Source organism: Andreprevotia chitinilytica DSM 18519 (assembly GCF_000711875.1).
Classification (GTDB): Bacteria; Pseudomonadota; Gammaproteobacteria; order Burkholderiales; family Chitinibacteraceae; genus Andreprevotia; species Andreprevotia chitinilytica.
Map to the genome: position 1 here is coordinate 171,767 of NZ_JONM01000008.1, position 23,093 is coordinate 194,859.

Annotated in this window: 23 protein-coding genes; 15 read left to right on the plus strand and 8 right to left on the minus strand. The window is 58.1% G+C overall.

Annotated elements, in window-relative coordinates:
* Window positions 1-104: 104 nt before the first annotated feature.
* Window positions 105-1,085 carry a malate dehydrogenase gene (locus BR41_RS12480; RefSeq protein ID WP_035056950.1) on the minus strand — a complete coding sequence of 327 codons (981 nt, stop codon included), beginning with the start codon at window positions 1,083-1,085 and terminating at the stop codon, window positions 105-107.
* 238 nt (window positions 1,086-1,323) lie between these two features.
* On the opposite strand from BR41_RS12480, the gene BR41_RS12485 reads away from it, so the two are divergent.
* From BR41_RS12485 to sucD, 12 genes are all read left to right on the plus strand, one after another.
* Complete coding sequence (locus tag BR41_RS12485) at window positions 1,324-2,052, plus strand: GntR family transcriptional regulator (RefSeq protein ID WP_035056951.1); 729 nt, start codon at window positions 1,324-1,326, stop codon at window positions 2,050-2,052.
* 123 nt (window positions 2,053-2,175) lie between these two features.
* Window positions 2,176-2,550, plus strand: a complete 375-nt coding sequence (gene sdhC / locus BR41_RS12490) for a succinate dehydrogenase, cytochrome b556 subunit (protein ID WP_035056954.1) — start codon at window positions 2,176-2,178, stop codon at window positions 2,548-2,550.
* Entirely contained in the window at window positions 2,544-2,891 is a 348-nt protein-coding gene (sdhD, locus tag BR41_RS12495; RefSeq protein ID WP_035056955.1) for a succinate dehydrogenase, hydrophobic membrane anchor protein, read from the plus strand. The genes sdhC and sdhD overlap by 7 nt, the downstream gene beginning before the upstream one ends.
* The gene (sdhA, locus tag BR41_RS12500) at window positions 2,891-4,663 is read left to right on the plus strand and encodes a succinate dehydrogenase flavoprotein subunit (protein WP_035056957.1); all 1,773 of its coding nucleotides are present in this window, start codon (window positions 2,891-2,893) and stop codon (window positions 4,661-4,663) included. The genes sdhD and sdhA overlap by 1 nt, the downstream gene beginning before the upstream one ends.
* Before the next feature lie 13 nt (window positions 4,664-4,676).
* Window positions 4,677-5,387: a succinate dehydrogenase iron-sulfur subunit gene (locus BR41_RS12505; protein ID WP_035056958.1), complete on the plus strand. Its 711-nt coding sequence runs from the start codon at window positions 4,677-4,679 to the stop codon at window positions 5,385-5,387.
* Window positions 5,388-5,422: 35 nt separating this feature from the next.
* The gene (locus BR41_RS12510) at window positions 5,423-5,671 is read left to right on the plus strand and encodes an FAD assembly factor SdhE (protein ID WP_051710870.1); all 249 of its coding nucleotides are present in this window, start codon (window positions 5,423-5,425) and stop codon (window positions 5,669-5,671) included.
* Window positions 5,672-5,716: 45 nt separating this feature from the next.
* Window positions 5,717-7,003, plus strand: coding sequence for a citrate synthase (gene gltA / locus BR41_RS12515; protein ID WP_035056964.1), 1,287 nt, complete (start codon window positions 5,717-5,719; stop codon window positions 7,001-7,003).
* Between the two features lie 126 nt (window positions 7,004-7,129).
* The gene (locus BR41_RS12520; protein ID WP_035056967.1) at window positions 7,130-9,937 is read left to right on the plus strand and encodes a 2-oxoglutarate dehydrogenase E1 component; all 2,808 of its coding nucleotides are present in this window, start codon (window positions 7,130-7,132) and stop codon (window positions 9,935-9,937) included.
* A 131-nt stretch (window positions 9,938-10,068) separates the two neighbouring features.
* On the plus strand, window positions 10,069-11,295 hold the full coding sequence (gene odhB, locus BR41_RS12525; RefSeq protein WP_035056970.1) for a 2-oxoglutarate dehydrogenase complex dihydrolipoyllysine-residue succinyltransferase: 1,227 nt from the start codon (window positions 10,069-10,071) through the stop codon (window positions 11,293-11,295).
* 128 nt (window positions 11,296-11,423) lie between these two features.
* A complete protein-coding gene (gene lpdA, locus BR41_RS12530; RefSeq protein WP_035056972.1) occupies window positions 11,424-12,857 on the plus strand; it encodes a dihydrolipoyl dehydrogenase in 1,434 nt (477 codons plus the stop codon).
* A 62-nt stretch (window positions 12,858-12,919) separates the two neighbouring features.
* On the plus strand, window positions 12,920-14,092 hold the full coding sequence (gene sucC, locus BR41_RS12535) for an ADP-forming succinate--CoA ligase subunit beta (protein WP_035056976.1): 1,173 nt from the start codon (window positions 12,920-12,922) through the stop codon (window positions 14,090-14,092).
* A 27-nt stretch (window positions 14,093-14,119) separates the two neighbouring features.
* A complete protein-coding gene (gene sucD / locus BR41_RS12540; protein WP_035056978.1) occupies window positions 14,120-15,007 on the plus strand; it encodes a succinate--CoA ligase subunit alpha in 888 nt (295 codons plus the stop codon).
* Between the two features lie 496 nt (window positions 15,008-15,503).
* Here the strand turns inward: sucD and BR41_RS24195 are convergent, their stop codons facing one another.
* From BR41_RS24195 to BR41_RS12560, 5 genes are all read right to left on the minus strand, one after another.
* Window positions 15,504-15,674 (minus strand): hypothetical protein, encoded by a 171-nt coding sequence (locus BR41_RS24195; RefSeq protein WP_156970679.1) that lies wholly within the window; start codon window positions 15,672-15,674, stop codon window positions 15,504-15,506.
* Window positions 15,675-16,380: 706 nt separating this feature from the next.
* A complete protein-coding gene (locus BR41_RS12545; RefSeq protein ID WP_035056980.1) occupies window positions 16,381-16,872 on the minus strand; it encodes a DNA-deoxyinosine glycosylase in 492 nt (163 codons plus the stop codon).
* Between the two features lie 96 nt (window positions 16,873-16,968).
* Entirely contained in the window at window positions 16,969-18,771 is a 1,803-nt protein-coding gene (locus tag BR41_RS12550) for a methyl-accepting chemotaxis protein (RefSeq protein ID WP_035056982.1), read from the minus strand.
* 90 nt (window positions 18,772-18,861) lie between these two features.
* Window positions 18,862-19,278: a hypothetical protein gene (locus BR41_RS12555; RefSeq protein WP_035056985.1), complete on the minus strand. Its 417-nt coding sequence runs from the start codon at window positions 19,276-19,278 to the stop codon at window positions 18,862-18,864.
* Complete coding sequence (locus tag BR41_RS12560) at window positions 19,275-19,712, minus strand: acyl-CoA thioesterase (protein ID WP_035056988.1); 438 nt, start codon at window positions 19,710-19,712, stop codon at window positions 19,275-19,277. Before BR41_RS12560 ends, BR41_RS12555 begins: the two co-directional genes overlap by 4 nt.
* 106 nt (window positions 19,713-19,818) lie before the next feature.
* Between BR41_RS12560 and BR41_RS12565 the strand changes: the two genes are divergently transcribed.
* Window positions 19,819-20,289 carry a universal stress protein gene (locus BR41_RS12565; protein ID WP_035056990.1) on the plus strand — a complete coding sequence of 157 codons (471 nt, stop codon included), beginning with the start codon at window positions 19,819-19,821 and terminating at the stop codon, window positions 20,287-20,289.
* Entirely contained in the window at window positions 20,279-21,148 is an 870-nt protein-coding gene (locus tag BR41_RS12570; RefSeq protein WP_051710845.1) for a radical SAM protein, read from the plus strand. Before BR41_RS12565 ends, BR41_RS12570 begins: the two co-directional genes overlap by 11 nt.
* A gap of 25 nt (window positions 21,149-21,173) precedes the next feature.
* Here the strand turns inward: BR41_RS12570 and BR41_RS12575 are convergent, their stop codons facing one another.
* Window positions 21,174-21,491 (minus strand): helix-turn-helix domain-containing protein, encoded by a 318-nt coding sequence (locus tag BR41_RS12575; RefSeq protein WP_035056993.1) that lies wholly within the window; start codon window positions 21,489-21,491, stop codon window positions 21,174-21,176.
* A 122-nt stretch (window positions 21,492-21,613) separates the two neighbouring features.
* Here BR41_RS12575 and BR41_RS12580 point away from each other — a divergent pair, with 122 nt between their 5' ends.
* Window positions 21,614-22,411 (plus strand): ferritin-like domain-containing protein, encoded by a 798-nt coding sequence (locus tag BR41_RS12580; RefSeq protein ID WP_084187123.1) that lies wholly within the window; start codon window positions 21,614-21,616, stop codon window positions 22,409-22,411.
* Here the strand turns inward: BR41_RS12580 and BR41_RS12585 are convergent.
* Window positions 22,401-23,072: a phosphoglycolate phosphatase gene (locus BR41_RS12585; protein WP_035057172.1), complete on the minus strand. Its 672-nt coding sequence runs from the start codon at window positions 23,070-23,072 to the stop codon at window positions 22,401-22,403. The two genes, BR41_RS12580 and BR41_RS12585, sit on opposite strands and share 11 nt — an antisense overlap.
* Window positions 23,073-23,093: the final 21 nt, after the last annotated feature.

Here is a 23,093-nt window from a genome sequence, read left to right on the forward strand (position 1 = left end):
TCGTCTCTACCTACATCTGTACCGGGATATGTGTAGTGCGAATCCGGTAGGCAACAAAAAGGCGAACCATAGGGTTCGCCTTTTTGCTTGGAGCGACGGACTGATTAGCCGATCAAATGCTTCACGGCATCACGCTCTTCAGAGAGTTCCTTCGCGGTCGCATCCATGCGGCCACGGCTGAATTCACTGATTTGCAGACCTTGAACGATGGTGTATTTGCCATCCTTGCAAGTTACCGGGTAACCGTAGATCAGATCGCTATAGCCGTATTCGCCATTGGCCGGCACACCCATCGTGACCCAATCGCCTTCCGGCGTGCCCAGCACCCAGTTGCGGATGTGGTCGATGGCTGCGTTGGCGGCCGAAGCGGCGGAAGACAGGCCACGTGCCTTGATGATTGCAGCGCCGCGCTGTTGCACGGTCGGGATGAAATCGCCTTCCAGCCATTGCTGATCGTTGATCAGCGTAGCGGCGTTCTGGCCCTTCACGTCAGCGTGGAAGATGTCCGGATACTGGGTGGCCGAATGGTTACCCCAGATGATGACTTTCTTCACGTCGGTGACGGCATTGCCGGTCTTCTGGGCAATCTGGGTCAGGGCGCGGTTGTGGTCAAGACGCATCATGGCGGTGAAGTTGGCCGGGTTCAGATCCGGTGCGTTCTTCATGGCGATGTAGGCGTTGGTGTTGGCCGGGTTGCCGACCACCAGCACCTTGACGTCACGCGAAGCGACGGCGTTCAGTGCCTTGCCTTGCGTGGTGAAGATGGCGCCGTTGGCTTCGAGCAGATCCTTGCGCTCCATGCCAGGACCGCGCGGACGGGCGCCAACCAGCAGGGCGACGTCGGCATCCTTGAATGCGACCATCGGATCATCGGATTGAACGATGCCTTGCAGCAACGGGAAAGCACAGTCGTCGAGTTCCATCACGACGCCATTGAGCGCCGGCAGCGACGGAGTGATGTCCAGCAATTGCAGGATCACCGGCTGATCCGGGCCAAGCATGGCGCCGGAAGCAATACGGAACAGGAGGCTGTAGCCGATTTGACCGGCTGCGCCGGTTACGGCAACGCGTACAGGTTTCTTCATGGGATTGACTCCGGATCTCGGCGGTTGTCCGCCAACTCACAACTACAGCAAGAAGCGGCATGCTCTTGCATGTTCTGAAAAAAACGGGTGCGAAACGTGCGGATTCTAGCACGGTGGAATGACGGCGCGCTTGCGAATCGAGCGGTTTTGCCATCTGAACGGCATTTGTCTTTTGTCTTATATAAGACTGTAGTAGACTCCATGCCGACAACATGATAAAAAGCGAACCTAATACGTAATGGCCAAGCTCAGTCACCAGCCTTTGTACCGCCAAGTCGTGCGCGAAGTGCTCTCCCGGATCGAAGCCGCCGAATGGCGCGACGACGAACCGTTGCCTAGCGAAACCGAGTTGGGAAAAAACTTTGGTGTGAGCCAGGGAACGGTGCGGAAAGCACTGGATGAACTGGTGGTTGAAGGTGTGCTGTACCGTCGCCAGGGCGTTGGTACTTTTGTAGCCGGAACCAGTGATTTTCTCGCTCGTAGCCGTTTTACCCCATTGACCGGGGTTGGCGGCGAAGCGCCAAAATTCGAGCTGCTCGGCTGTGTGCGGATCAATGCCGGCGAGCAATTGGCTGAGGTGTTAGGCCAGCGGCGCGGCGCAGTGCTCTGGCAGGTACGCAAGTTGATCCGCGTTGCCGGTGCCGCAGTTGGCCTGGAAGAAATACTGTTGCCGGAGAGAAGTTTCCCGGATCTGGATATGCGCCGGGTGCGTGAGTTGAAAGGTAACGTGCCGGAATTATGCTGGCGTGATTACGGTGTGCGGCTCAAGGATGGCGAAGTGCGTTATCGCGCTGTGCCGGCTGCGCAGGCGGAAGCCAGATTGTTGCAGGTCGAGGTGGGTGAGCCCTTGCTGCAGCTGGTGCGTTTGTCGCGTGATTTTGACGGGCGACCGCAGGTTTGGAGCGTGGCTTGGCTGAAAACAGAACGCGATGCGTTCGAGCCGGCAACGTCAGCCGAGCAGGATTGATAGTGTTGGTTTGACGGTTTTTGATTGCGCATGGGGTGTAAGCCCGGTGCGGAAGTGAATGGGGCCTAGCCCTGCGGCGGCGTCGCCTGGCGACGCCAATGTTTTAACCAGTGAGGAAAGCGTATGAGTCAAAAACGCCCCAAGCACCTCGCGCTGTGGCAAATCAGATTGCCACTGCCGGGGATCGTCTCGATTCTGCATCGGATCAGCGGTTTGCTGATGTTCGTTGCAATTCCGGCCATGTTGTATGCCCTTGAAGGCACGCTTTCCTCGGCCGAACGCTTTGAAGCGTTCAGATCCTGTATTTCAAACCCGATCGTCAAGATCGGTCTTCTTGCCGTGCTGTGGGGCTTTCTGCACCACGCCTGTGCCGGTACCCGCTTTCTCTTCCTGGATGTCCATAAAGGTCTCGACCTGCCGACTGCGCGCCTGACCGCGAAGATCGTGCTTGTGGTGAGCCTGTTGCTGACTGTCGTGATCGGGGTGCTGGCATGGTAAATCGTGAAGTTGTAGGCGCTCACTACGGTCTGCGCGACTGGCTGGTGCAACGTGTCACCGCCGTCATCATGCTGGTTTACGCCATTGCGATTGGTGTGTTCGTGCTGTTTGCGCATGACGCCAATTATGAAGCGTGGCAGTCCCTGTTCTCGATGACCTGGGTCAAGGTGCTCACCACCGTTACCGCGTTTGCGCTGCTCTGGCACGCATGGGTCGGTGTGCGGGACATCTGGATGGACTATGTACAGCCGGTCGGCATCCGCCTGACGCTGCATGTCCTGACCCTCGTCTGGCTGATCTCCAGCCTTGTTTACGCCGTTAAAGTGGTTTGGGGTGCGTGATGACCGTTCCAGTTCGCAAGTTTGATGCAGTCATCGTAGGCGCCGGTGGCGCTGGCCTGCGTGCCGCACTGCAGTTGTCCGAAGCCGGCCTGAAGACCGCCGTGCTGTCGAAAGTTTTCCCGACCCGCTCGCACACCGTTGCTGCGCAAGGTGGTGTATCCGCATCGCTGGGTAATTCCGAGCCGGATCACTGGCACTGGCACATGTATGACACCGTCAAGGGCTCCGACTGGCTCGGCGACCAGGACGCGATTGAATTCATGTGTCGCGAAGCACCGAATGTCGTGGTTGAGCTCGAACACTACGGCATGCCGTTTGACCGTAACGCGGATGGCACCATTTACCAGCGCCCGTTCGGCGGTCACATGTCGAACTTTGGCGAGAAGCCGGTGCGCCGCGCCTGTGCTGCTGCTGACCGTACCGGCCATGCCATGTTGCATGCACTGTATCAACGCAACGTGCGCGCCAATACCCAATTCTTCGTCGAATGGATGGCGCTTGACCTCGTTCGCGACGAGCAAGGCAATGTGCAAGGCGTCGTGGCGATGGAAATGGAAACGTCCGACGTGTACGTGTTCCAGGCCAAGGCCACCCTGTTCGCTACCGGCGGTGCCGGCCGTATCTTCGCTTCTTCCACCAATGCCTTCATCAATACCGGTGACGGTCTCGGCATGGCGGCTCGTGCCGGCATCCCCCTGGAAGACATGGAATTCTGGCAATTCCACCCGACCGGCGTGGCCGGTGCAGGTGTGTTGATTACCGAAGGCGTGCGCGGCGAAGGCGGCATTCTGCGCAATAGCAACGGCGAGCGCTTCATGGAACGTTACGCGCCGAACGCCAAGGACTTGGCGTCCCGCGACGTCGTATCCCGCGCCATGGTCACTGAAGTCAATGAAGGTCGTGGCTGTGGTCCGAACAAGGATCACGTCTTGCTCGACATCACCCACCTGGATCCGGAAGTCATCAAGTCCAAGCTGCCGGGTATCCGCGAGATTTCGATCAAGTTCGCCGGTGTCGACCCGATCAAGGCACCGATTCCGGTCGTGCCGACTTGCCACTATCAGATGGGCGGCATTCCGACCAACTATAAGGGCGAAGTCGTCGTCGACAGCAAGATCGTCAGCGGCTTTTACGCAGCTGGTGAAGTCGCTTGCGCATCGGTGCACGGTGCTAACCGCTTGGGCACCAACTCGCTGCTCGATCTGTTGGTATTCGGCAAGAGCTCCGGCAACTCGATGATCGAATTCATCAAGACCGCGCCGCACGATCTGCCGACATTGGCGATGGCCGATGTCGAGCGCTCGGTGGCTCGCGTTGAGCGCCTGAACAAGCAAACCAACGGCACGCAAGTGAACGATGCCCGTGCCGCCATGCAGCGCACGATGCAGAACCACTGCGGCGTGTTCCGCTTCAAGGACATGCTCAAGGAAGGCGTGCAGAAGATTCTGGAAGTCGAACAGATGGTCAAGACCACTGAAATCGCCGACAAGTCCAAGACCTTCAACACCGCCCGTCTCGAAGCGCTGGAGCTGGAAAACCTGATCGAAGTCGCCAAGGCCACGATGATTTCGGCCGAAGCCCGTACCGAATCGCGCGGTGCTCACGTGCGTGACGATGCGCCGGATACCGAAGCGCATCCGAACGGCCGTGATGACGAAAACTGGCTCAAGCACACGCTATGGCACCTTGAAGGCAACCGCCTTGACTACAAGGCCGTGAATCTCAAGCCGCTGTCGGTCGATACGATCGCGCTCAAGACCCGCTCCTACTGAGGGGAATGCAAGAATGACTACCCGTACCGTCAAATTCAGCATCTACCGTTTCGATCCGGAAAAGGATCAGAAGCCCTACATGCAGGACTACAGCGTCGAACTCGATTCGACCGATCGCAAACTGCTCGATGCCCTTGTTAAACTCAAGGTTGTCGACGATGCCATCTCGTTCCGCCGCTCCTGCCGTGAAGGCGTCTGCGGTTCGGATGCGATGAACATCAACGGCAAGAATGGTCTGGCCTGTGTGACCGATATCGATTCGCTCAAGCAGCCGATCCAGATCCGTCCGCTGCCGGGTCTGCCGGTGGTGCGCGATCTGATCGTCGACATGACACAGTTCTTCAAGCAGTACCACTCGATCAAGCCGTATGTCGTCAACGACACGCCGGCACCGGAACGGGAGCGCCTGCAAAGCCAGGAAGACCGCAAGGAACTCGATGGTCTGTATGAGTGCATCCTGTGCGCCTGCTGCTCCACGTCTTGCCCATCGTTCTGGTGGAACCCGGACAAATTCGTCGGCCCGGCTGGCCTCTTGGCGGCATACAGATTCATTGCGGATACCCGCGATACCGCCACAAACGAGCGTTTGGATAATCTCGAAGACCCGTACCGGTTGTTCCGCTGCCACACGATCATGAACTGTGTCGATGTCTGCCCGAAGGATCTCAATCCGACCAAGGCCATTGGCAAGATCAAGGATCTGATGGTCAAGCGCATTGCTTGATCGGATCGATGCCTAACGTGCCGGATGTGAACAACATGATCGACGAGGTTGAACTCAAGCGGATTCTCTGGCGCTCGCGCCGGGGGCTGCTTGAGCTCGATCTGCAACTGGAGCGCTTCGTCAACGGTGCGTTCCAGGGTCTAAGTGCCGCAGAGCTGGAGGATTACCGCCGGCTCCTGCTGCTGCCGGATCAGGATTTTCTTGAATATTTAAACGGCAAGGCCGAATGCCCAGATGTGACGCTTCGCGCGATCATTGAACGCATCCAGGCCGAGCAACGATAAAACGGGCCCGGCATTGGCCGGGCTGCAACCTTGGAGTCACACGAGATGGAAAACAAAGTCACACTGACTTACCAGAACGGCGATCAAACGATCGACTTCCCGATTCTGCCGGGCACATTGGGCCCGGATGTTGTCGATATCCGCGCGTTTTCGAAGACTGGCATGTTCACCTTCGACCCGGGTTTCCTTGCCACTTCCTCATGTGAATCCAAGATCACCTTTATCGACGGCGATCTGGGCCAGCTCTACTACCGCGGTTACCCGATCGAGCAACTGGCAGAGCACAGCGACTACCTCGAAGTCTGCTACCTGCTGGTGTTCGGTGAACTGCCGACTCCTGCACAGAAGGAAGAGTTCGATCGCACCGTGATGCGTCACTCGATGGTGCACGATCAACTGACCTCGTTCTTCAAGGGCTTCCGCCGCGATGCGCACCCGATGGCGATGATGGTTGGCGTGGTGGGTGCCTTGTCCGCGTTCTATCAGGACAGCCTGGACATCAACAATCCGCGTCACCGCGAAGTGGCCATCTACCGCCTGATCTCCAAGATCCCGACCATCGCGGCGATGTGCTACCGCTACAGCAAGGGTCTGCCGTTCAACTACCCGAAGAACGCACTGGGCTACACCGAGAACTTCATGCACATGATGTTCGCGACCCCGTGTGAAGAGTACAAGCCGAGCCCGGTGCTGGTGCAGGCGCTGGATCGCATCTTCACGCTGCATGCCGATCACGAGCAAAACGCTTCCACCTCGACCGTGCGTCTGGCTGGTTCCTCCGGTGCCAATCCGTTTGCATGTATCGCTGCCGGTATCGCTTGCCTGTGGGGCCCGTCGCATGGCGGCGCCAACGAAGCCGTGCTGAAGATGCTGGACGAAATCGGCCACGTCGATAACGTGCCGGCGTTCATGGAAGGCGTGAAGGCCAAGACCCACAAGCTGATGGGCTTCGGTCACCGCGTCTACAAGAACATGGACCCGCGTGCCGCGATCATGAAGAAGACCTGCGACGACGTGTTGCAAGAGCTCGGCCTGCACAACGATCCGAAGTTCAAGCTGGCAATGGCGCTGGAAAAGATCGCGCTGGAAGACCAGTACTTCATCGACCGCAAGCTCTACCCGAACGTCGACTTCTACTCCGGCATCGTGCTGACCGCGCTGGGCATCCCGGTTTCCATGTTCACCGTGATCTTCGCGTTGGCGCGTACCGTGGGCTGGATCAGCCACTGGAACGAAATGATCGCCGATCCAGGCATGAAGATCGGTCGTCCGCGCCAGCTGTACACCGGCGCGCAACGCCGAGATTACGTCGAGGCCGCCAAGCGCGGTTGATGCAGTAACCAGGCGTTGTCCGGTTGATCATCGGACAGCGCCTTTTTTGTACCAGGCTGTTTATTGCTACGTGTATTGAATCTGGCTTGGCCGGTGTAACACACCGGCAAACAGGACCAAGAAAAAATGATGAAAGAACTCGAGTTGAATTCCCACCTGTTTGGCGGGAATGCCCCGTTCGTTGAAGAACTCTACGAACAATATCTGACCGATTCCGCTTCGGTCGACGCCGAATGGCGCGATTACTTCGACAAGCTCTCGGCTGGTTCGGCCAACCGCGATATCCCGCGTGCGCCGATTGAAGAATCGTTCCGCCAGCTGACCAAGAGCCCCGTGCGTGTGGTGCAAGGCGCCGCAGCTGATGAAGCGGCCATCGAGCGCCAGGTCAACCTGCTGCGCCTGATTTCCGCCTACCGGATCATGGGTAGCCGCCAGGCCAGCCTTGATCCGCTGCAGCGCATGGATCAGACCGCGATCCCCGAGCTTGATCCCAGGGCGCACGGCCTGACCGATGCCGATATGGGCATCATGCTTGGCACCAATATCCGCAGCCTGCCGCGTGCCACGCCGGCTGAAGTGCTTAGCTTCCTCAAGCAGACCTATTGCAGCAGCATCGGTCTGGAATACATGCACATCACCAACAACGAGCAGCGTAAGTGGGTGCAGGAATACTTTGAATCACGCCGCTCCACGGCTGCATTCACCAAGGCCGAGAAGCAACGCATCCTGAAGCAGGTGACTGCGGCCGAGACGCTGGAGCTGTATCTCGGCAAGAAATACGTCGGCCAGAAGCGTTTCGGTCTGGAAGGCGGCGAAAGCATGATCGCTGCGCTGGACCGTCTGGTGCAGGGTGGCGGCCGTGATGGCGTGCAAGAACTGATCATCGGCATGGCCCACCGTGGTCGTCTCAATGTGCTGGTGAACACGCTTGGCAAGTTGCCGCGTGAACTGTTCAGTGAATTCGAAGGCCGCCCGACCACCGAACTGCCGTCCGGCGACGTGAAGTACCACAACGGTTTCTCGGCCGACGTGCCGACACCGGCTGGCCCGATCCACCTGTCGCTGGCGTTCAACCCGTCCCACCTCGAAATCGTCAACCCGGTGGTTGAAGGTTCGGTGCGCGCCCGTCAGCAACGTCGCGGCGACAAGACCGGCGAGCAAGTGCTGCCGGTGCTGATCCACGGCGATTCGGCCTTCATTGGCTTGGGCACCAACCAAGGCACGTTCAATCTGGCCAACACGCGTGGCTACGGCACGGGCGGCACGGTGCACATCGTCGTCAACAACCAGATCGGTTTCACCACCTCCGATACCCGCGACACCCGTTCGACGCTGTATTGCACCGACATCGCCAAGATGATCGAAGCGCCGATCTTCCACGTGAACGGCGATGATCCAGAGGCCGTGTGCCTCGTCACCGAAGCCGCACTGGCATTCCGCAAGGAGTTCCGTCGCGATGTGGTGATCGATATCGTCTGCTTCCGCCGTCAAGGCCACAACGAAGCGGATGATCCGTTCGTCACGCAGCCGATGATGTACAAGAAGATCGCCAAGCATCCGGGCGTGCGCAAAAAGTATGCCGATCGCCTGATTGCCGACGGCGTCGTGACCGAAGCCGAAGCCAATGGCTTGATCGATGCCTACCGTGCCGCGCTGGATCGTGGCGAGCACGTCGAGCAGACCACGCTGACCGACTACAAGCGCTCTTACGCGATCGATTTCAGCAAGTACATGGGCAATCACTGGCGTCATCCGGTGAGCACCGCTGTGCCGCTGACCGATCTGCAACGCCTCGCCGAAAAATTCGTCAAGGTGCCGGACAACTTCAAGTTGCGCGCCAACGTCGACAAGATCCTCAAGGATCGTGGCGAAATGGTGAAGGGCAATCAGGGCGTCGACTTCGGTATGGCCGAATCGCTTGCCTATGCCACGCTGCTGACCGAAGGCTATGCCGTGCGGATTTCCGGTGAAGACTCCGGCCGTGGCACCTTCAACCATCGCCATGCGGTGGTGCACGATCAGAATCGCGAAAAGTGGGACCAAGGCGTTTACATCCCGCTGCAGAACCTCTCCGACAACCAGGCGCACTTCCTGGTCATCGACTCGATCCTGAATGAAGAAGCCGTGCTGGCGTTTGAATACGGCTACGCTTCTTCCGCGCCGGACGAGCTGGTGATCTGGGAAGCGCAGTTCGGTGACTTCGCCAACGGCGCGCAAGTGGTGATCGACCAGTTCATCACCTCCGGCGAAACCAAGTGGGGCCGTCTGTGCGGCCTGACCATGCTGTTGCCGCACGGTTACGATGGCGCGGGCCCGGAGCATAGCTCCGCACGCGTCGAGCGCTTCCTGCAAATGTGCGCCGAGCACAACATCCAGGTGGTGCAGCCGTCCGAAGCTGCGCAAATGTTCCACGTGTTGCGTCGCCAGATGCTGCGCCCGGTGCGCAAACCGCTGGTCGTGATCATGAGCAAGCGTCTCTTGAAGGCCAAGAACGCCGCCAGCCCGATCGAAGATTTCAGCAACGGCGAATTCCGCCCGGTGATCGGCGAAGTGGCCGAACTCGATGCCAAGAAGGTCAAGCGTGTTCTGCTGTGCGCGGGTCAGGTTTATTACGACCTCGTCAATGCGCGCCAGGAACGCGAGATCAAGGACATCGCGATCGTCCGGATCGAACAGCTGTATCCGTTCCCGACCGAAGAATTGCGTGCCGAGCTGGATAAATTCCCGAATGCCAAGGAACTGATGTGGATTCAGGAAGAGCCGCGCAATCAGGGCGCGTGGCACCAGATCCGCCACCGGCTGGAAAGCGCCATGTCACCGAAGCAGACCTTGCTGTACGCAGGCCGCCCGTCTTCGGCATCGCCAGCCGTCGGTTACATGAGCAAACATAACGCGCAGCTGAAAGCCTTCATTGATGAGGCGCTTTCGCTGTAATTCCAACGCGGTCACATGCGACACCCTCGGGTGTCGCGCTTTCGTATCGAACGTGACCGCGTCTTGCCTATCGGCCGCCTTGCTTGTCGGCAGAGGCTGAACGGACAACAAGATCCACTTGGAGAAACACCATGATTGTTGAAGTCAAAGTACCGCAATTGCCGGAATCGGTCGCTGAAGCCACGCTCCTGCAGTGGAAAAAGAAAGTCGGCGAGGCTGTTGCCCGCGACGAAAACCTGATCGATATCGAGACCGACAAGGTCGTGCTCGAAATCCCGGCGCCGCAAGCTGGCGTGCTGGCTTCCATCGTTCAGCAAGAAGGCGCCACCGTGGGCAGCCTGGACCTGATCGCCACGATCGATACCGAAGCCAAGGCCGCTGGTGCGCCGCAAGCTGCTGCAGTGCCGGCACCTGCCGCCGCTGAGCAGACCGCCAAGGTTGAAGCTGCAGCCAAGGCTGCCGGTGTTGACCCGAGCGCGGTTGGTTTCGGTACCACCGTGATGCCGGCTGCCAAAAAGCTGGCTGCCGATACCGGTGTTGATGCTTCGAAGATCGAAGGCTCGGGCCGCGGTGGCCGCGTGCTGAAAGAGGACGTGCAAAAAGCTGCTGCGGGTGGTGCCAAGCCGGCTGCTGCGCCGGTTGCGCTGCCGGTTGGCGATCGCGCTGAACAGCGCGTGCCGATGAGCCGCCTGCGTGCTCGCGTTGCCGAGCGTCTGCTGCAATCGCAACAGACCAACGCCATCCTCACCACCTTCAACGAAGTGAACATGAAGCCGGTGATGGATCTGCGCAACAAGTACAAGGACAAGTTCGAGAAAGAGCACGGCGTGAAGCTGGGCTTCATGGGCTTCTTCGTGAAGGCCGTCGTTGCCGCGCTGAAGAAGTACCCGATCGTGAACGCGTCCGTTGATGGCAGCGATATCGTTTACCACGGCTACTTCGATATCGGCGTGGCTGTCGGCAGCCCGCGTGGTCTGGTGGTGCCGATCATCCGCAACGCGGACCAACTGAGCCTGGCCGAGATCGAGCGCACCATCGCCGAATTCGGCAAGCGCGCCCAGGAAGGCAAGCTGACTGTGGAAGAACTCACCGGCGGTACCTACACCATCTCCAACGGCGGCACCTTCGGTTCGATGATGTCCACCCCGATCATCAACCCGCCGCAATCCGCGATCCTCGGCATGCATGCCACCAAGGAACGCGCAGTGGTCGAGAACGGCGAAGTGGTCGTTCGCCCGATGATGTATCTGGCTCAGTCCTACGATCACCGCATCATCGACGGCCGCGAAGCCGTGCTGTCGCTGGTGGCGATCAAGGAAGCGATCGAAGATCCGGCTCGTCTGTTGCTCGATCTGTAGTACGTGAGGGGTGAGGGGTGAGGGGTGAGGTGTAAGCCCGCTCGTCATTCCAGCCCCTGTGATCAACCCAGATGGTGTGGGTGTTTTCTCCTCACACCTAACGCCTCACACCTCACAGGTTCACCAATATGTCCCAACAATTCGACGTCGTCGTGATCGGTGGCGGCCCAGGTGGTTACGTTGCAGCGATCCGCGCAGCGCAGCTTGGTTTCAGCACGGCTTGCATCGATGCCACCAAGGACGCTGTGGGCAAGCAAAGCCTCGGCGGTACTTGTTTGAATGTCGGCTGCATCCCGTCCAAGGCGCTGCTGCAATCGTCCGAGAACTACCACAACGCGGTGCATGGCTTTGCCGATCACGGCATCAATGTCGGCACGGTCAAGGTCGACATCGCCAAGATGCTGGCCCGCAAGCAAGACATCATCAACAAGAACACCGGCGGCATTGCCTACCTGTTCAAGAAGAACAAGGTCACGTCCTTCCTCGGCTACGGCAGCTTCAAGGCCCGTAATGGCGACAAGTGGCAGATCGAGGTCAAGGACGGTGACAAGGTCGAAGTGATCGAAGCGACCCACGTCATCATCGCTACCGGTTCCAAGGTGCGCCAACTGCCGGGCGTTGCCATCGACAACCAGCTGGTGCTGGATAACGAAGGCGCGCTGGCGATTCCGGCCGTGCCGAAGAAGCTGGGTGTGATCGGCGCTGGCGTGATCGGTTTGGAAATGGGCTCGGTCTGGAAGCGCCTGGGTGCCGACGTGACCGTGCTGGAAGCCATGCCGACTTTCCTCGGTGCTGCCGACGAGCAAGTCGCCAAAGACGCGTTCAAGTACCTGACCAAGGAAACCGGCCTCGCCATCACCAACGGCGTGAAGATCGGCGAGATCAAGGTCGGCAAGAAGGACGTGACCGTTAACTGGACCGACGCTGCCGGCGCGGAACAAAAGAGCGTGTTCGACAAGCTGATCGTCTCGATCGGCCGTGTGCCGAACACGGACGGCCTGAACGCCGATGCCGTTGGTCTGAAGATCAATGAACGCGGCCAGGTTGAAGTCGATGATGACTGCCGTACCGCGCTGCCGAATGTCTGGGCGATTGGCGACGTGATTCGTGGCCCGATGCTGGCGCACAAGGCGTCGGAAGAGGGCGTGGCGGTTGCCGAGCGCATCGCTGGTCAACACCCGCATGTCGACTACAACGTGATTCCGTGGGTGATCTACACCAGCCCTGAAATCGCTTGGGTCGGCAAGACCGAGCAACAGCTCAAAGCCGAAGGCATTGACTATAAAAAGGGTCAGTTCCTGTTCTCGGCCAACGGCCGTGCGCTGGCGCTGGGCGAGGCCAAGGGCTTCGTCAAGATGCTGGCCGATGCCAAGACGGATCGCATCCTGGGCGTGCATATCGTCGGCCCGTTTGCCTCCGAGCTGATTTCCGAAGCGGTTGTGGCCATGGAATTCAACGCCTCGTCCGAAGACATCGCCCGCATTGTCCACGCTCACCCGTCGCTGTCCGAAGCGCTGCACGAAGCAGCGCTGGGTTGCGACAAGCGTAGCCTGCATAGCTGATTTAGAACCCCTCGGGCTGGCCCGGCCAGCTCGAACCCTTTTCCTCACAAAGGATCATTGAGATGAATCTGCACGAGTATCAAGCCAAGGAACTGCTGGCCAAGTACGGTCTGCCGGTACAGCGCGGCATTCTGGCGAACAGCGCCGAAGAAGCTGCGGCTGCGTATGACACGCTCGGCGGCAAGTTCGCCGTCGTCAAAGCCCAAGTTCACGCGGGTGGCCGTGGCAAGGCCGGTGGCGTCAAGGTGGTGAAGAGCCGCGAAGAAGCCGCTGAAGTCGCCAAGACCCTGATCGGCACCAATCTGGTGACCTACCAGACCGACGCAGCCGGTCAGCCGGTGCATTCGGTGCTGGTGTGTGAAGACATGTACCCGGTGCAGCGCGAACTGTACCTGGGCGCCGTAGTGGATCGTTCCAGCCAGCGCGTGGTGTTCATGGTTTCCACCGAAGGCGGCGTGGAAATCGAGAAGGTTGCTGAAGAAACCCCAGAAAAGATCATCAAGATCGAAGTCGATCCGCTGGTTGGCATGCAGCCGTTCCAAGGCCGTGATGCTGCGTTCGCGCTGGGCCTGTCCGGCTCGCAAATCGCCGCCTTCACCAAGCTGATCCTCGGCTCCTACAAGGCATTCGTTGAAAACGACTTCGCCCTGTTCGAAGTGAATCCGCTGGCGCTGCGTGAAAACGGCGAACTGGCTTGCGTCGATGGTAAGATCAACCTCGACTCCAACGCCCTGCATCGTCACCCGGAACTGCTGGCACAACGCGACAAGTCGCAAGAGAACGAGCGTGAAGTGAAGGCTTCCGAGTTCGATCTGAACTACGTGGCGCTGGAAGGCAACATCGGCTGCATGGTGAACGGCGCCGGTCTGGCCATGGCCACCATGGACATCATCAAGCTGAAGGGCGGCCAACCGGCCAACTTCCTCGATGTGGGCGGCGGCGCAACCAAAGAGCGCGTGATCGAAGCGTTCAAGCTGATCTTGGCCGATACCTCGGTCAAGGGCGTGCTGATCAACATCTTCGGCGGCATCGTCCGCTGCGACATGATCGCTGAAGCGATCATCGCTGCCGTGAAGGAAGTGCACGTGACTGTGCCGGTCGTGGTCCGTCTCGAAGGCAACAATGCTGAACTCGGCGCCAAGATCCTCGACGAATCCGGCCTCAAGCTGACTTCGGCCCAAGGTCTGAACGACGCTGCCGAGAAGATCGTTGCCGCCGTCAAGGCCATCTCCTAATCACCTGCACGAACTAAGGAAAAAACCATGAGCGTTCTGGTTAATAAAGATACGAAAGTGCTGGTGCAAGGTTTCACCGGCAAAAACGGTACCTTCCACGCTGAACAAGCGCTGAAGGTCGGCACCAAGGTTGTTGGTGGCGTGACCCCGGGCAAGGGCGGTTCCGAGCATCTCGGCCTGCCGGTGTTCAACACCATGAAAGACGCCGTGCGCCAAACCCAGGCTGATGCTTCGGTCATCTACGTGCCGGCAGCGTTTGCCAAGGATTCCATCCTTGAAGCCATCGATTCCGGCGTGAAGCTGATCGTCTGCATCACCGAAGGCGTGCCGACGCTGGACATGCTGTACGTGAAGAAAGCGGTCGACGAAGCCGGCATCCGCCTGATCGGCCCGAACTGCCCGGGCGTGATCACGCCGGGCGAGTGCAAGATCGGCATCATGCCGTGGCACATCCACAACCCGGGCCGCATCGGCATCGTGTCCCGCTCCGGCACGCTGACCTATGAAGCCGTGGCGCAAACTACCGCGCTGGGTCTGGGTCAATCGACCTGCATCGGTATCGGCGGCGACCCGATCCCGGGCACCAGCCACATTGATGCACTGAAGCTGTTCCAGGACGATCCGGATACCGATGCGATCATCATGATCGGTGAAATCGGTGGTTCAGCTGAAGAAGAAGCTGCTGAGTTCGCCAAGGCCTACGTGAAGAAGCCGGTGGTTGGCTACATCGCTGGTGTGACTGCCCCGAAGGGCAAGCGCATGGGCCACGCTGGCGCGATCATCTCCGGTGGCAAGGGTACGGCAGAAGAGAAGTTTGCCGCGTTCGAACGTGCTGGCATCGCTTACACGCGTAGCCCGGCCGAGATCGGCAAGACCATGTTCGAATTGCTCAAGAGCAAAGGCATGATCAAGTAAGTCACGCAGCCCAAACTTCGGGCTTGCTTGAAATGAACAACGCCACCGTCAGGTGGCGTTGTTTTTTTGCAAGGCGTGGATAATTGCTGCAAATGCGTAAATCAACGCCCATCAAAAAGCCCCGCCGATATCGACGGGGCTTTCAATTCGGTACTCGGTCCAAGCGGTATGCCGCTTAGGCACCAAGTGCCAAATTAGTCGTTCGGACAGTTTTGAACAGCGATGATGCAAACCGAGTTGGTCGAGCCCTGATCGCATACATGATGACGGATATCGCACCACAGTGTGTCAGCAAAAGCCGGTCCGGCTACCGCAAATGTCAGTCCCAAACCCATAAGCAGCGAAGCAACGATCTTTTTCATAATGCGTAGTCCCTTTTTTGAGTGGTTACTGCTAAATGTCTGCCAATTGGCAGATTCTTTTACGCGCAAAAACTTGTTTTGCACTTTGATTCATTTCAATTGCGTTTAATTGCGACTTGTCGCGCGGCGACAAATCAGCCGTTTACGCAGTATTCGTTTGCAAGGACGCAAACGTTATTGGTCGAGCCTTGATCGCAGACGTGATGCTTGATCTCACACCAAAGCCCACCGTCGGCTGATGCCGGCGCAGCTACAGCAAAAGTCAGACCCAAACCCATCAGCAGTGAAGCAACAATCTTTTTCATATTGCGTATTCCTTACTTGAGCGATTGACAGGGGAGATCTACCTATTGGCAGATCCAGAACTTATGCTGCGCAGCCAATCAGCCAATCAGCCAATCAGCCAATCAGCCAATCAGCCAATCAGCCAATCAGCCAATCAGCCAATCAGCCAATCAGCCGTTCGGGCAGTTTTGATATGCCTGCTCGCACGAAATATAGGACGGATCTTTCTCGCAGACATGATGTTTGATATCGCACCAAGGATTAGTGTCAGCGAAAACCGGAGCCGACACGCCAAGCGTAATTCCCAGACCAATTAAAAGTGCAACGATTGTTTTCATATTGCGTAGACCTTTTCTTGAATTGTGACCGCTAAATATCCGCAGGGGTGCGGATTCTTTTGGTGCGCTAAAACGCATTCTCTTTGAGCCATCAAAAGGGGAAGGTTATCCACCCGCAAGACTGCACTCGATGGAACTAGGGAATACACTTACGTTGAGGTGCGAATGAATTGAAGCATGCACACTTATTTCTTGCAAATAAAATTTCTACTTGCTGAATTTATTCTTAATTTCGACAAATGGTTTGAAGGAATTTTGGCGAAAATGCTAGGAGTTTCGAGTAAGAATGTTGCATCAAGACAAATACATCTGTGTTGTTTATTCAACAGTTCGATTCGATGCTCGGCACATCCGTAGCAGGCGGCGACGGTTTGTTAGCGTCGCCAAATCAACCGTGGAGGTGGGGATGCAAGACGGACCAAGCCTGCAATTTGGCAGCAAATGCCGTAGTCAATGCCGGGCTGGTGGAGGGAAGGGCGTAGTACGGTAGATGCGGGGGCAGTTGCTTATGCCCAAGCTTGTAGGCAGTTTGGCCGTTGAAAGCGATAGCCTGGAGCCTGGGTAACGTTGTGATTAGTTCAAACAGCGGATTGGTCGACACATCACGCAGATCGGCATCCAGGCTGCCGCGTCGCTTGGCTTGCCCGACGACATCCCAAAGTCCTACCCCGGCATCAAGCAAGGCCTGCAATCGTTCCATGTAGGGCAGGGCAGCAAGCGGCTGCTGCGTGAGTGCCGCCATGATGGGCCAGAAGGCGTTGCGCGGGTGGGCGTAGTAGGCCTGCTGCGCTAACGAGGCGGCACCGGGCAGGCTGCCCAGCACCAGCACGCGAACATCCGGATTCACGACGGGGGGCAGGCAGTTGAGCGCGGTTTGCATGAGGTCGGTTCAGTCAGGGAAATTGGTCAATGAAAATTGGTTGAGGAAAAGAAAACGCCACCGGATAGCGGTGGCGTTGTCGGCGCGAAGCAGCAATCAGCCATTCTGTTGCATGAATACACTGGCGTCGAAACCCAGCCGCAAGCCGCCCCAGTGACGACCTTCCACCACAATGGGCACATCCAGTTCGGTCACGATCTCGCCGGTATCCCGGACATAGGTCTGCAGCAGGAAACGCTGTGTGTTGCGCGCGGCGCGCAAGCCGGTCGGGTCGTTGAAGATGCGTTTATCCCGGCTGTTGACGAGATCCACTGCCTTGTCACCGGTTTGCGGTTTTGAGTACCAGCTGTTGTGGGTAGGGCCATAACCGTTGCTGTCTACCGCGAGCGAGAACTTGCCACCCGGCGTTTCTTTGACCAGCTGGTCATACAAGGGCTGTATTTCTTTCTCGAACAGCTGGTCGTAGCTGGTCTTGAACTTGGGCGGATTGCTGCCGGCCACGGCTTGATAGCTTTGGTCGAAGATGTTCACCCCGCGTTGGCGGAAGGATTCGATTTTGGCGACGACCTGGTCACGGAAACGGCCGCTGCGCTGAATCGCGGCATCGAGCTCACCCTGGCCTACGACGAAACGCCCGATCATCTCCTGTACTTTCTCGGCGGCGCGGGACAAGTCTTGCGACGATTGCGCCGAGCGCGTCATCCGCTCGTTAACGGCCAGAGAGAGTTGATGGATTTCCGAGACGTTCGAATTGACGAGGTTGTTGGCGATGCTGAATTCTTCCAGCGTGCCAGCGATACCTTGCAGCGCATCGCTGGTCGATTCGAAATCGCCCATCATCTTGGCAAACTGACCGGAGGCGCGCTCGACCACTTCATGCGTGAGTTTGGCATCGTGGTTGATCAGCTCGGTTTCCGAGAGCGTTTCCGCCACTTGCGAGAGCATGCTGTCGATATTTTGCGAAATATCATCGGTGGCAACGCCGACCTTTTCGGCCAGCTTGCGTACTTCGTCGGCCACCACCGCGAAACCACGGCCTTGTTCGCCGGCACGAGCGGCTTCAATGGCCGCATTCAGTGCCAACAGGTTGGTTTGACCGGAGATTTCCTTGATCAGATCGACGATGGTTTTGATGCTCGACGAACTGTTGTTCAAGCCGTCGACGGTGGCGCTGAAGTTTTCGATCTTGGTGGTGATGGCGTTGATGCGCGAGGTAACGTCTTGCAACTCGGCATAGGATTCGCGCGCCAGAATCAGATTGTTGCCGGTGGTGTCTGAAATGGCCTGCGTGCGATGTGTCACTTCGTTGATGCCGCTGGTGGTTTCATTGCTGGCATCGACGACCTTCTGCGCCAGCTGGTCTTGCTGCAAGGTTGAGGTCGCGGAATCCTTGATGTTCTTCATCGACTTGGCGGCTTCAAGCGCGATGCCGACGGTCATGGTCTGGACGCTGGAAATGATCTCGCGCTGCTTGGCGAGGAAGGCGTTGCAAGCGAGCCCAAGCTGAGCCACTTCATCGCTGGTGGTGACGGGCACGTCGGCGGAAAGATCGCCTTCGCCATTGGCGACCTGGCGCAATGCGCCGGTAATCCGCCGGACTGGCCGTGTGATCCAGTAATTGAAATAAATCATCTGAATCGTGACCAACGCCACGCTCAGTACCAGTGCAGCCCAGCTCAAGGTTCGTACGCCAGACAGCGTATCCGTCAGCTTGGCTGCTGCCACGGCATCCAGCTTGAGCGCAGCAGCTGCAGCGGCGAGACTGTCAGCAGCCCAATAGCAGGCGATCAGGATGGCGAGCGGGAACAGCGCAAACAGATAGAGAAAAGCGAATTTGCGCCCAAGGCTGGGTAGCAGGCTGCGTTCCAGGCTGGTGTGGAATTCTTCGAACCAGTTCATGCCAATTCCTTGGGCCGGGCGAATTTTTATGTAAGGTTAGTTGCTATATCGGCAATTTGCATCAAACCGGTGCGGGTCGCCAGACCAGAATCAATCGCCGGCGAATGCAGCTTGCAGTTGATCCAGGCTCAAGTGCCAGCGATTCAGCATGTGCCCGAATACGGCGAGTTCGGCCGGGCTGAAGTCATCGTCGGCTTTGGAGAGGTCAAGTGCCAGTGCGGCCAGCAACAAACGCTTTTTCGGGTCATCCACGGTATCGAGCAAGGCATCGATGCGTTCGCGGTCGATCAGCTTGATCTGGCCTTCATCGTCGGCTTCGTCGGATACGTCATTACAGTAGTCCTGCAGGACGGTGATGAAGCCCTTGCGGCTGATGTCGAGTGCTTCGTAGACCCGCAGATGTTCCAGTTCGTCGATTTCTTCCGGATCGAAGTTACCGTCACACATCATTTGCATGACCAGAATGCGGGCCATCGCTTCCGGGCTGTTATTGGCATATTTTTTCATGGGAATTTCCTTGCAGCTTGTAGTGACTCAACGAAACCGGCAGGTATGACAACCGACTTCCGAGCAGTGTAATCAAAAAATACGATACGGGTTCTGGCATCCGCCACAGGGCGCGTTCCGGCGCTCACACGGTAATACAGATCAAAGCCGGTGCGTCCCATTTCATCCGCTGCGACCTCGATCGTCAATTGCTCTGCGGCAAATGCTTCGCTTCGGTAGGTGACGGCTACGTCCGCCAGGATAATGCCGGGCCGGGTCGATGTGCCGAGCTCGTCAAAGCCGAAACGCGCCAGAAAACCGACACGCGCTTCGTTGAGGAGTGCGAGCAAGGACTGATTGGCCAGATGACCACCGTAATTCAGATCGGTGATGCGCACCGTAAGCGTGGTCGAGTAATCGACGTATTCGGGAAGGGCGAGTTTGAGGCGGGGCATTACAAATGAGTTTGCGCCAAATCGAGCAAGTGTAAGGGCTACCCCCTGCGCCCGCAACCGGCGGCTCTGCTAGACTTGTAATAACGATCAAGCCAAGGAGGCCATCATGTATCAGAAAATTCTGGTGCCTGTGGATGATAGCGATACCTGCGCCGCAGCACTCAAGGAAGCCAGCCGTTTTGCCAAGGATCAACGTGCCAGTGTCAGGCTCGTACACGTGATCGATCTGGCCCAGTTTGCCTGGAGCGCCAACGAGTTCCTCGACGTACCCCAGCTGCAAGAGGCGCTACGCCGAGCAGGGCAGCGGACGCTGGATACCCAGCGCGACCGTTTGAAAGAAGAGGGCGTGGAAGCCGAAACGGAACTGCTGGAAGCATGGGGTGGCAACCTGGCCAAGACCATCGTTGAGGATGCGGCGAAGTGGGGCGCGGAGCTGATTGTGATGGGCACGCATGGCTACGGTGGGTTGACACACTTGCTGCTTGGTAGCGTCGCAGAAGGGGTGATGCATCAGACCCCCATTCCGGTGCTGCTGATTCGCGCAAAGGCGAACGACAAAAAGTCGAATGACAAATAGCAAGCTGTCGTCCATCGCGCTGCGTACCGACAATCACGACCGTGACAGCGCGGGTTTTACTTATGTGTATCCCGTGGTGTCCCGGCGTGCTGGCGGTGTATCGATCGGCATCAATCTGAACCCCAACAATGCGTGCAACTGGCGCTGCCTGTATTGCCAGGTGCCCGATCTCAAACGCGGCGGGCCGCCGCCCATTGACCTTGTCCAGCTCGAATCCGAACTCGTGACCATGCTCGATGACATCGTCCATGGCGATTTCATGCTGCAGCGGGTGCCGGAAGGTGTGCGGCGCTTGAACGACGTGGCGTTTTCCGGCAATGGCGAGCCGACGATGAGCGCTGAGTTTCCCAAAGCGGTGGCGCTGGTCGGTGAAGTACTGACCCGCTTTGGTCTGCTTGGCGCGGTCAAGCTGGTGTTGATCAGCAATGGTAGTCAGTTCTACAAGGCGCAGGTTCAGCAGGCCGTTGCAGGTATGCGTGCGTTGGGTGGGGAGGTCTGGTTCAAGATTGATCGCGCGCCGCAGGATGGCTTCAGCGTCACCAATCAAGTGCAGCTGAATCGGGCGGCGGTGACGCGCCATCTCGCGGCGGCCTGCGCAGCCTGCCCGACTTGGGTGCAGACCTGCATGTTCGGTTTGGATGGCGCATTGCCGAGCGAAGCCGAAATCACCGCATATCTCGACTATTTGGCTTGCTTGCCTGCACAGGGCATTCGTATTGAGGGTGTCTTGCTATATGGATTGGCTCGGCCATCCATGCAGACAGAAGCGCCGCGTTTGACCGCCGCGCCAGCGGCGTGGATGGAAGCGCTGGCGGCGCAGATCAGGGCGTTAGGGCTGACCGTCAAACTGAGCGTTTGACGGTACTGGGTTGGACGCTAGCGGTTTAGCGGCGGGCAGTTGCGCGTTCGAGGCTGGCAGGCGCTTTTTCCTGCGTGCTGGCTTCGAGCAATAACTTGTAGAGTTCTGGCCGGTGCGACTTCAGGTATTGCAGCACCTTGGCATCGTCGCGTTCCAGTTGGGCGAGGTCGATTCGTTCGATGTGCACCACGCGTAGCAGTTCGCGCACCGGTTTCGGCATTGCCCGGCCGCTTTCGTAGCGCGAGCCACCGCTTTGAGTCACGCCGATCTTGCCCCAGAATTCTTGCTGGTTCATGCCCAGATGCTGGCGGATGTCGCGCGGATTGACGATTTTGGCAGACATGGTGTTCTCCTGTCGGATAGCTGCCCCGCGAAGGGCCGAATGTTGCTGTCATCTTAAAATTCGCGACGATGACGTGCCCGTAACTATTCGACCGACATTTTGTGAATTAATCACCATGATTTATGGGAACTGAACATACAAATATGTATGACGTTGTGTTTGCGGCGTTAATGGAATGTGATCCGGCGACCAAAGTGGCCTCGGTGGCGTCGCTTCGCGCCGATTTCCAGCGAAATGTGGCACCTGCAGTGATCTCCGTGCCAGTGCCGGGCCGGCCTCTGAAACCGCTGCTGGTGACACCAAACGAGCTGACTAAACGCAGCATGAATAGTGACGAGGGGCGGGCGGCGTTGCTGCACGCGATCGCTCATATCGAATTCAACGCCATTAACCTGGCGCTGGATGCCGTTTACCGATTCCGCGACATGCCGGATGCCTACTACGCCGACTGGTTGCAAGTGGCGCGTGAAGAGTCGCTGCACTTCACCTTGTTGCGGCAACACTTGCAATCGCTGGGTTATGACTACGGCGACTTCCCGGCTCACAACGGTTTGTGGGAGATGGCAGTCAAAACCGAAAGTGATGTACTGGTGCGGATGGGCTTGGTGCCACGCATTCTGGAAGCGCGTGGGCTGGATGCCACGCCGCCCATCCGCGCCAAGCTTGCTGGTGCGGGCGATAGCAAAGCCTGCGAGATCCTCGACATCATTCTTCGCGACGAAATCGGCCACGTGCAGATCGGCAACCGCTGGTTTCATTGGTGCTGCGAACAACGTGGGCTTGAACCGATCCCTACTTTCGTGCGCTTGCTGCGTGAGCATGAGGCCCCGGCCATTCGTGGCGCGCTGAACTACCCGGCGCGACGGCAGGCCGGGTTCAGTGAGGACGAATTGATGCTGATCGAATCGCTCAAAGCTTAAGCTGTTCGATCACGTCCAACAGTTCGCCAAAGTTGCTGATCACGGCATCGGCAGCCATGTCCGCGACATTTTCGCCGTAGCCATAATCGACCATCACGACTGGCGAGCCGGCAGCACGCGCTGCGAGCAAGTCATTCTTTGAATCCCCGACCATCAACATCTCGCCCGGCGGTACACCTAGCTTGTCGGCGACATGCAGCAAGGGTTCGGCGGACGGTTTTTTCTGCGGCAGCGTATCGCCCGCCACTACACAATCGAAGTGCTCGTGAATGCCCAGCAACGCCAGCAGCGGCAAGGTAAAGCGCTCGGGTTTGTTGGTAACGATGGCGAGTGGATAGCCCCGCTGGTGCAAGGTGTGCAAGGTTTCCTGCACTGCGGGGTAGAACTCAGTGGCGATCTTCAGGCCCTGTTTGTAGTGCGTGTCGAATCGCGCCATTGCCTCTTTCTGCGATGACGTACCGGTGAACTCGGCGGCGTAATCATTCGCGAGCGTACGGGCCACCAGACTGGCTGCACCATCGCCTACATAGCTTTCCACCGTCGCGACCTCAAGCGGTGCGAGGCCAAGATCGGCTCGGGCAAGGTTGGCGGCGCGTGCCAGATCGGCAATAGAGTCGACAAGCGTACCGTCGAGGTCGAAGGCGAGAGCGGTGATGGGCATGGGCGTATCCGGCAAGCAAAG

What these genes read in the sequence shown, in the direction of transcription:
- BR41_RS12480 (WP_035056950.1), bottom strand. Translation starts at nt 1,085, where the DNA reads ATGAAGAAACCTGTACGCGTTGCCGTAACCGGCGCAGCCGGTCAAATC.
- BR41_RS12485 (WP_035056951.1), top strand. Translation starts at nt 1,324, where the DNA reads ATGGCCAAGCTCAGTCACCAGCCTTTGTACCGCCAAGTCGTGCGCGAA.
- sdhC (WP_035056954.1), top strand. Translation starts at nt 2,176, where the DNA reads ATGAGTCAAAAACGCCCCAAGCACCTCGCGCTGTGGCAAATCAGATTG.
- sdhD (WP_035056955.1), top strand. Translation starts at nt 2,544, where the DNA reads ATGGTAAATCGTGAAGTTGTAGGCGCTCACTACGGTCTGCGCGACTGG.
- sdhA (WP_035056957.1), top strand. Translation starts at nt 2,891, where the DNA reads ATGACCGTTCCAGTTCGCAAGTTTGATGCAGTCATCGTAGGCGCCGGT.
- BR41_RS12505 (WP_035056958.1), top strand. Translation starts at nt 4,677, where the DNA reads ATGACTACCCGTACCGTCAAATTCAGCATCTACCGTTTCGATCCGGAA.
- BR41_RS12510 (WP_051710870.1), top strand. Translation starts at nt 5,423, where the DNA reads ATGATCGACGAGGTTGAACTCAAGCGGATTCTCTGGCGCTCGCGCCGG.
- gltA (WP_035056964.1), top strand. Translation starts at nt 5,717, where the DNA reads ATGGAAAACAAAGTCACACTGACTTACCAGAACGGCGATCAAACGATC.
- BR41_RS12520 (WP_035056967.1), top strand. Translation starts at nt 7,130, where the DNA reads ATGATGAAAGAACTCGAGTTGAATTCCCACCTGTTTGGCGGGAATGCC.
- odhB (WP_035056970.1), top strand. Translation starts at nt 10,069, where the DNA reads ATGATTGTTGAAGTCAAAGTACCGCAATTGCCGGAATCGGTCGCTGAA.
- lpdA (WP_035056972.1), top strand. Translation starts at nt 11,424, where the DNA reads ATGTCCCAACAATTCGACGTCGTCGTGATCGGTGGCGGCCCAGGTGGT.
- sucC (WP_035056976.1), top strand. Translation starts at nt 12,920, where the DNA reads ATGAATCTGCACGAGTATCAAGCCAAGGAACTGCTGGCCAAGTACGGT.
- sucD (WP_035056978.1), top strand. Translation starts at nt 14,120, where the DNA reads ATGAGCGTTCTGGTTAATAAAGATACGAAAGTGCTGGTGCAAGGTTTC.
- BR41_RS24195 (WP_156970679.1), bottom strand. Translation starts at nt 15,674, where the DNA reads ATGAAAAAGATTGTTGCTTCACTGCTGATGGGTTTGGGTCTGACTTTT.
- BR41_RS12545 (WP_035056980.1), bottom strand. Translation starts at nt 16,872, where the DNA reads ATGCAAACCGCGCTCAACTGCCTGCCCCCCGTCGTGAATCCGGATGTT.
- BR41_RS12550 (WP_035056982.1), bottom strand. Translation starts at nt 18,771, where the DNA reads ATGAACTGGTTCGAAGAATTCCACACCAGCCTGGAACGCAGCCTGCTA.
- BR41_RS12555 (WP_035056985.1), bottom strand. Translation starts at nt 19,278, where the DNA reads ATGAAAAAATATGCCAATAACAGCCCGGAAGCGATGGCCCGCATTCTG.
- BR41_RS12560 (WP_035056988.1), bottom strand. Translation starts at nt 19,712, where the DNA reads ATGCCCCGCCTCAAACTCGCCCTTCCCGAATACGTCGATTACTCGACC.
- BR41_RS12565 (WP_035056990.1), top strand. Translation starts at nt 19,819, where the DNA reads ATGTATCAGAAAATTCTGGTGCCTGTGGATGATAGCGATACCTGCGCC.
- BR41_RS12570 (WP_051710845.1), top strand. Translation starts at nt 20,279, where the DNA reads ATGACAAATAGCAAGCTGTCGTCCATCGCGCTGCGTACCGACAATCAC.
- BR41_RS12575 (WP_035056993.1), bottom strand. Translation starts at nt 21,491, where the DNA reads ATGTCTGCCAAAATCGTCAATCCGCGCGACATCCGCCAGCATCTGGGC.
- BR41_RS12580 (WP_084187123.1), top strand. Translation starts at nt 21,614, where the DNA reads ATGGGAACTGAACATACAAATATGTATGACGTTGTGTTTGCGGCGTTA.
- BR41_RS12585 (WP_035057172.1), bottom strand. Translation starts at nt 23,072, where the DNA reads ATGCCCATCACCGCTCTCGCCTTCGACCTCGACGGTACGCTTGTCGAC.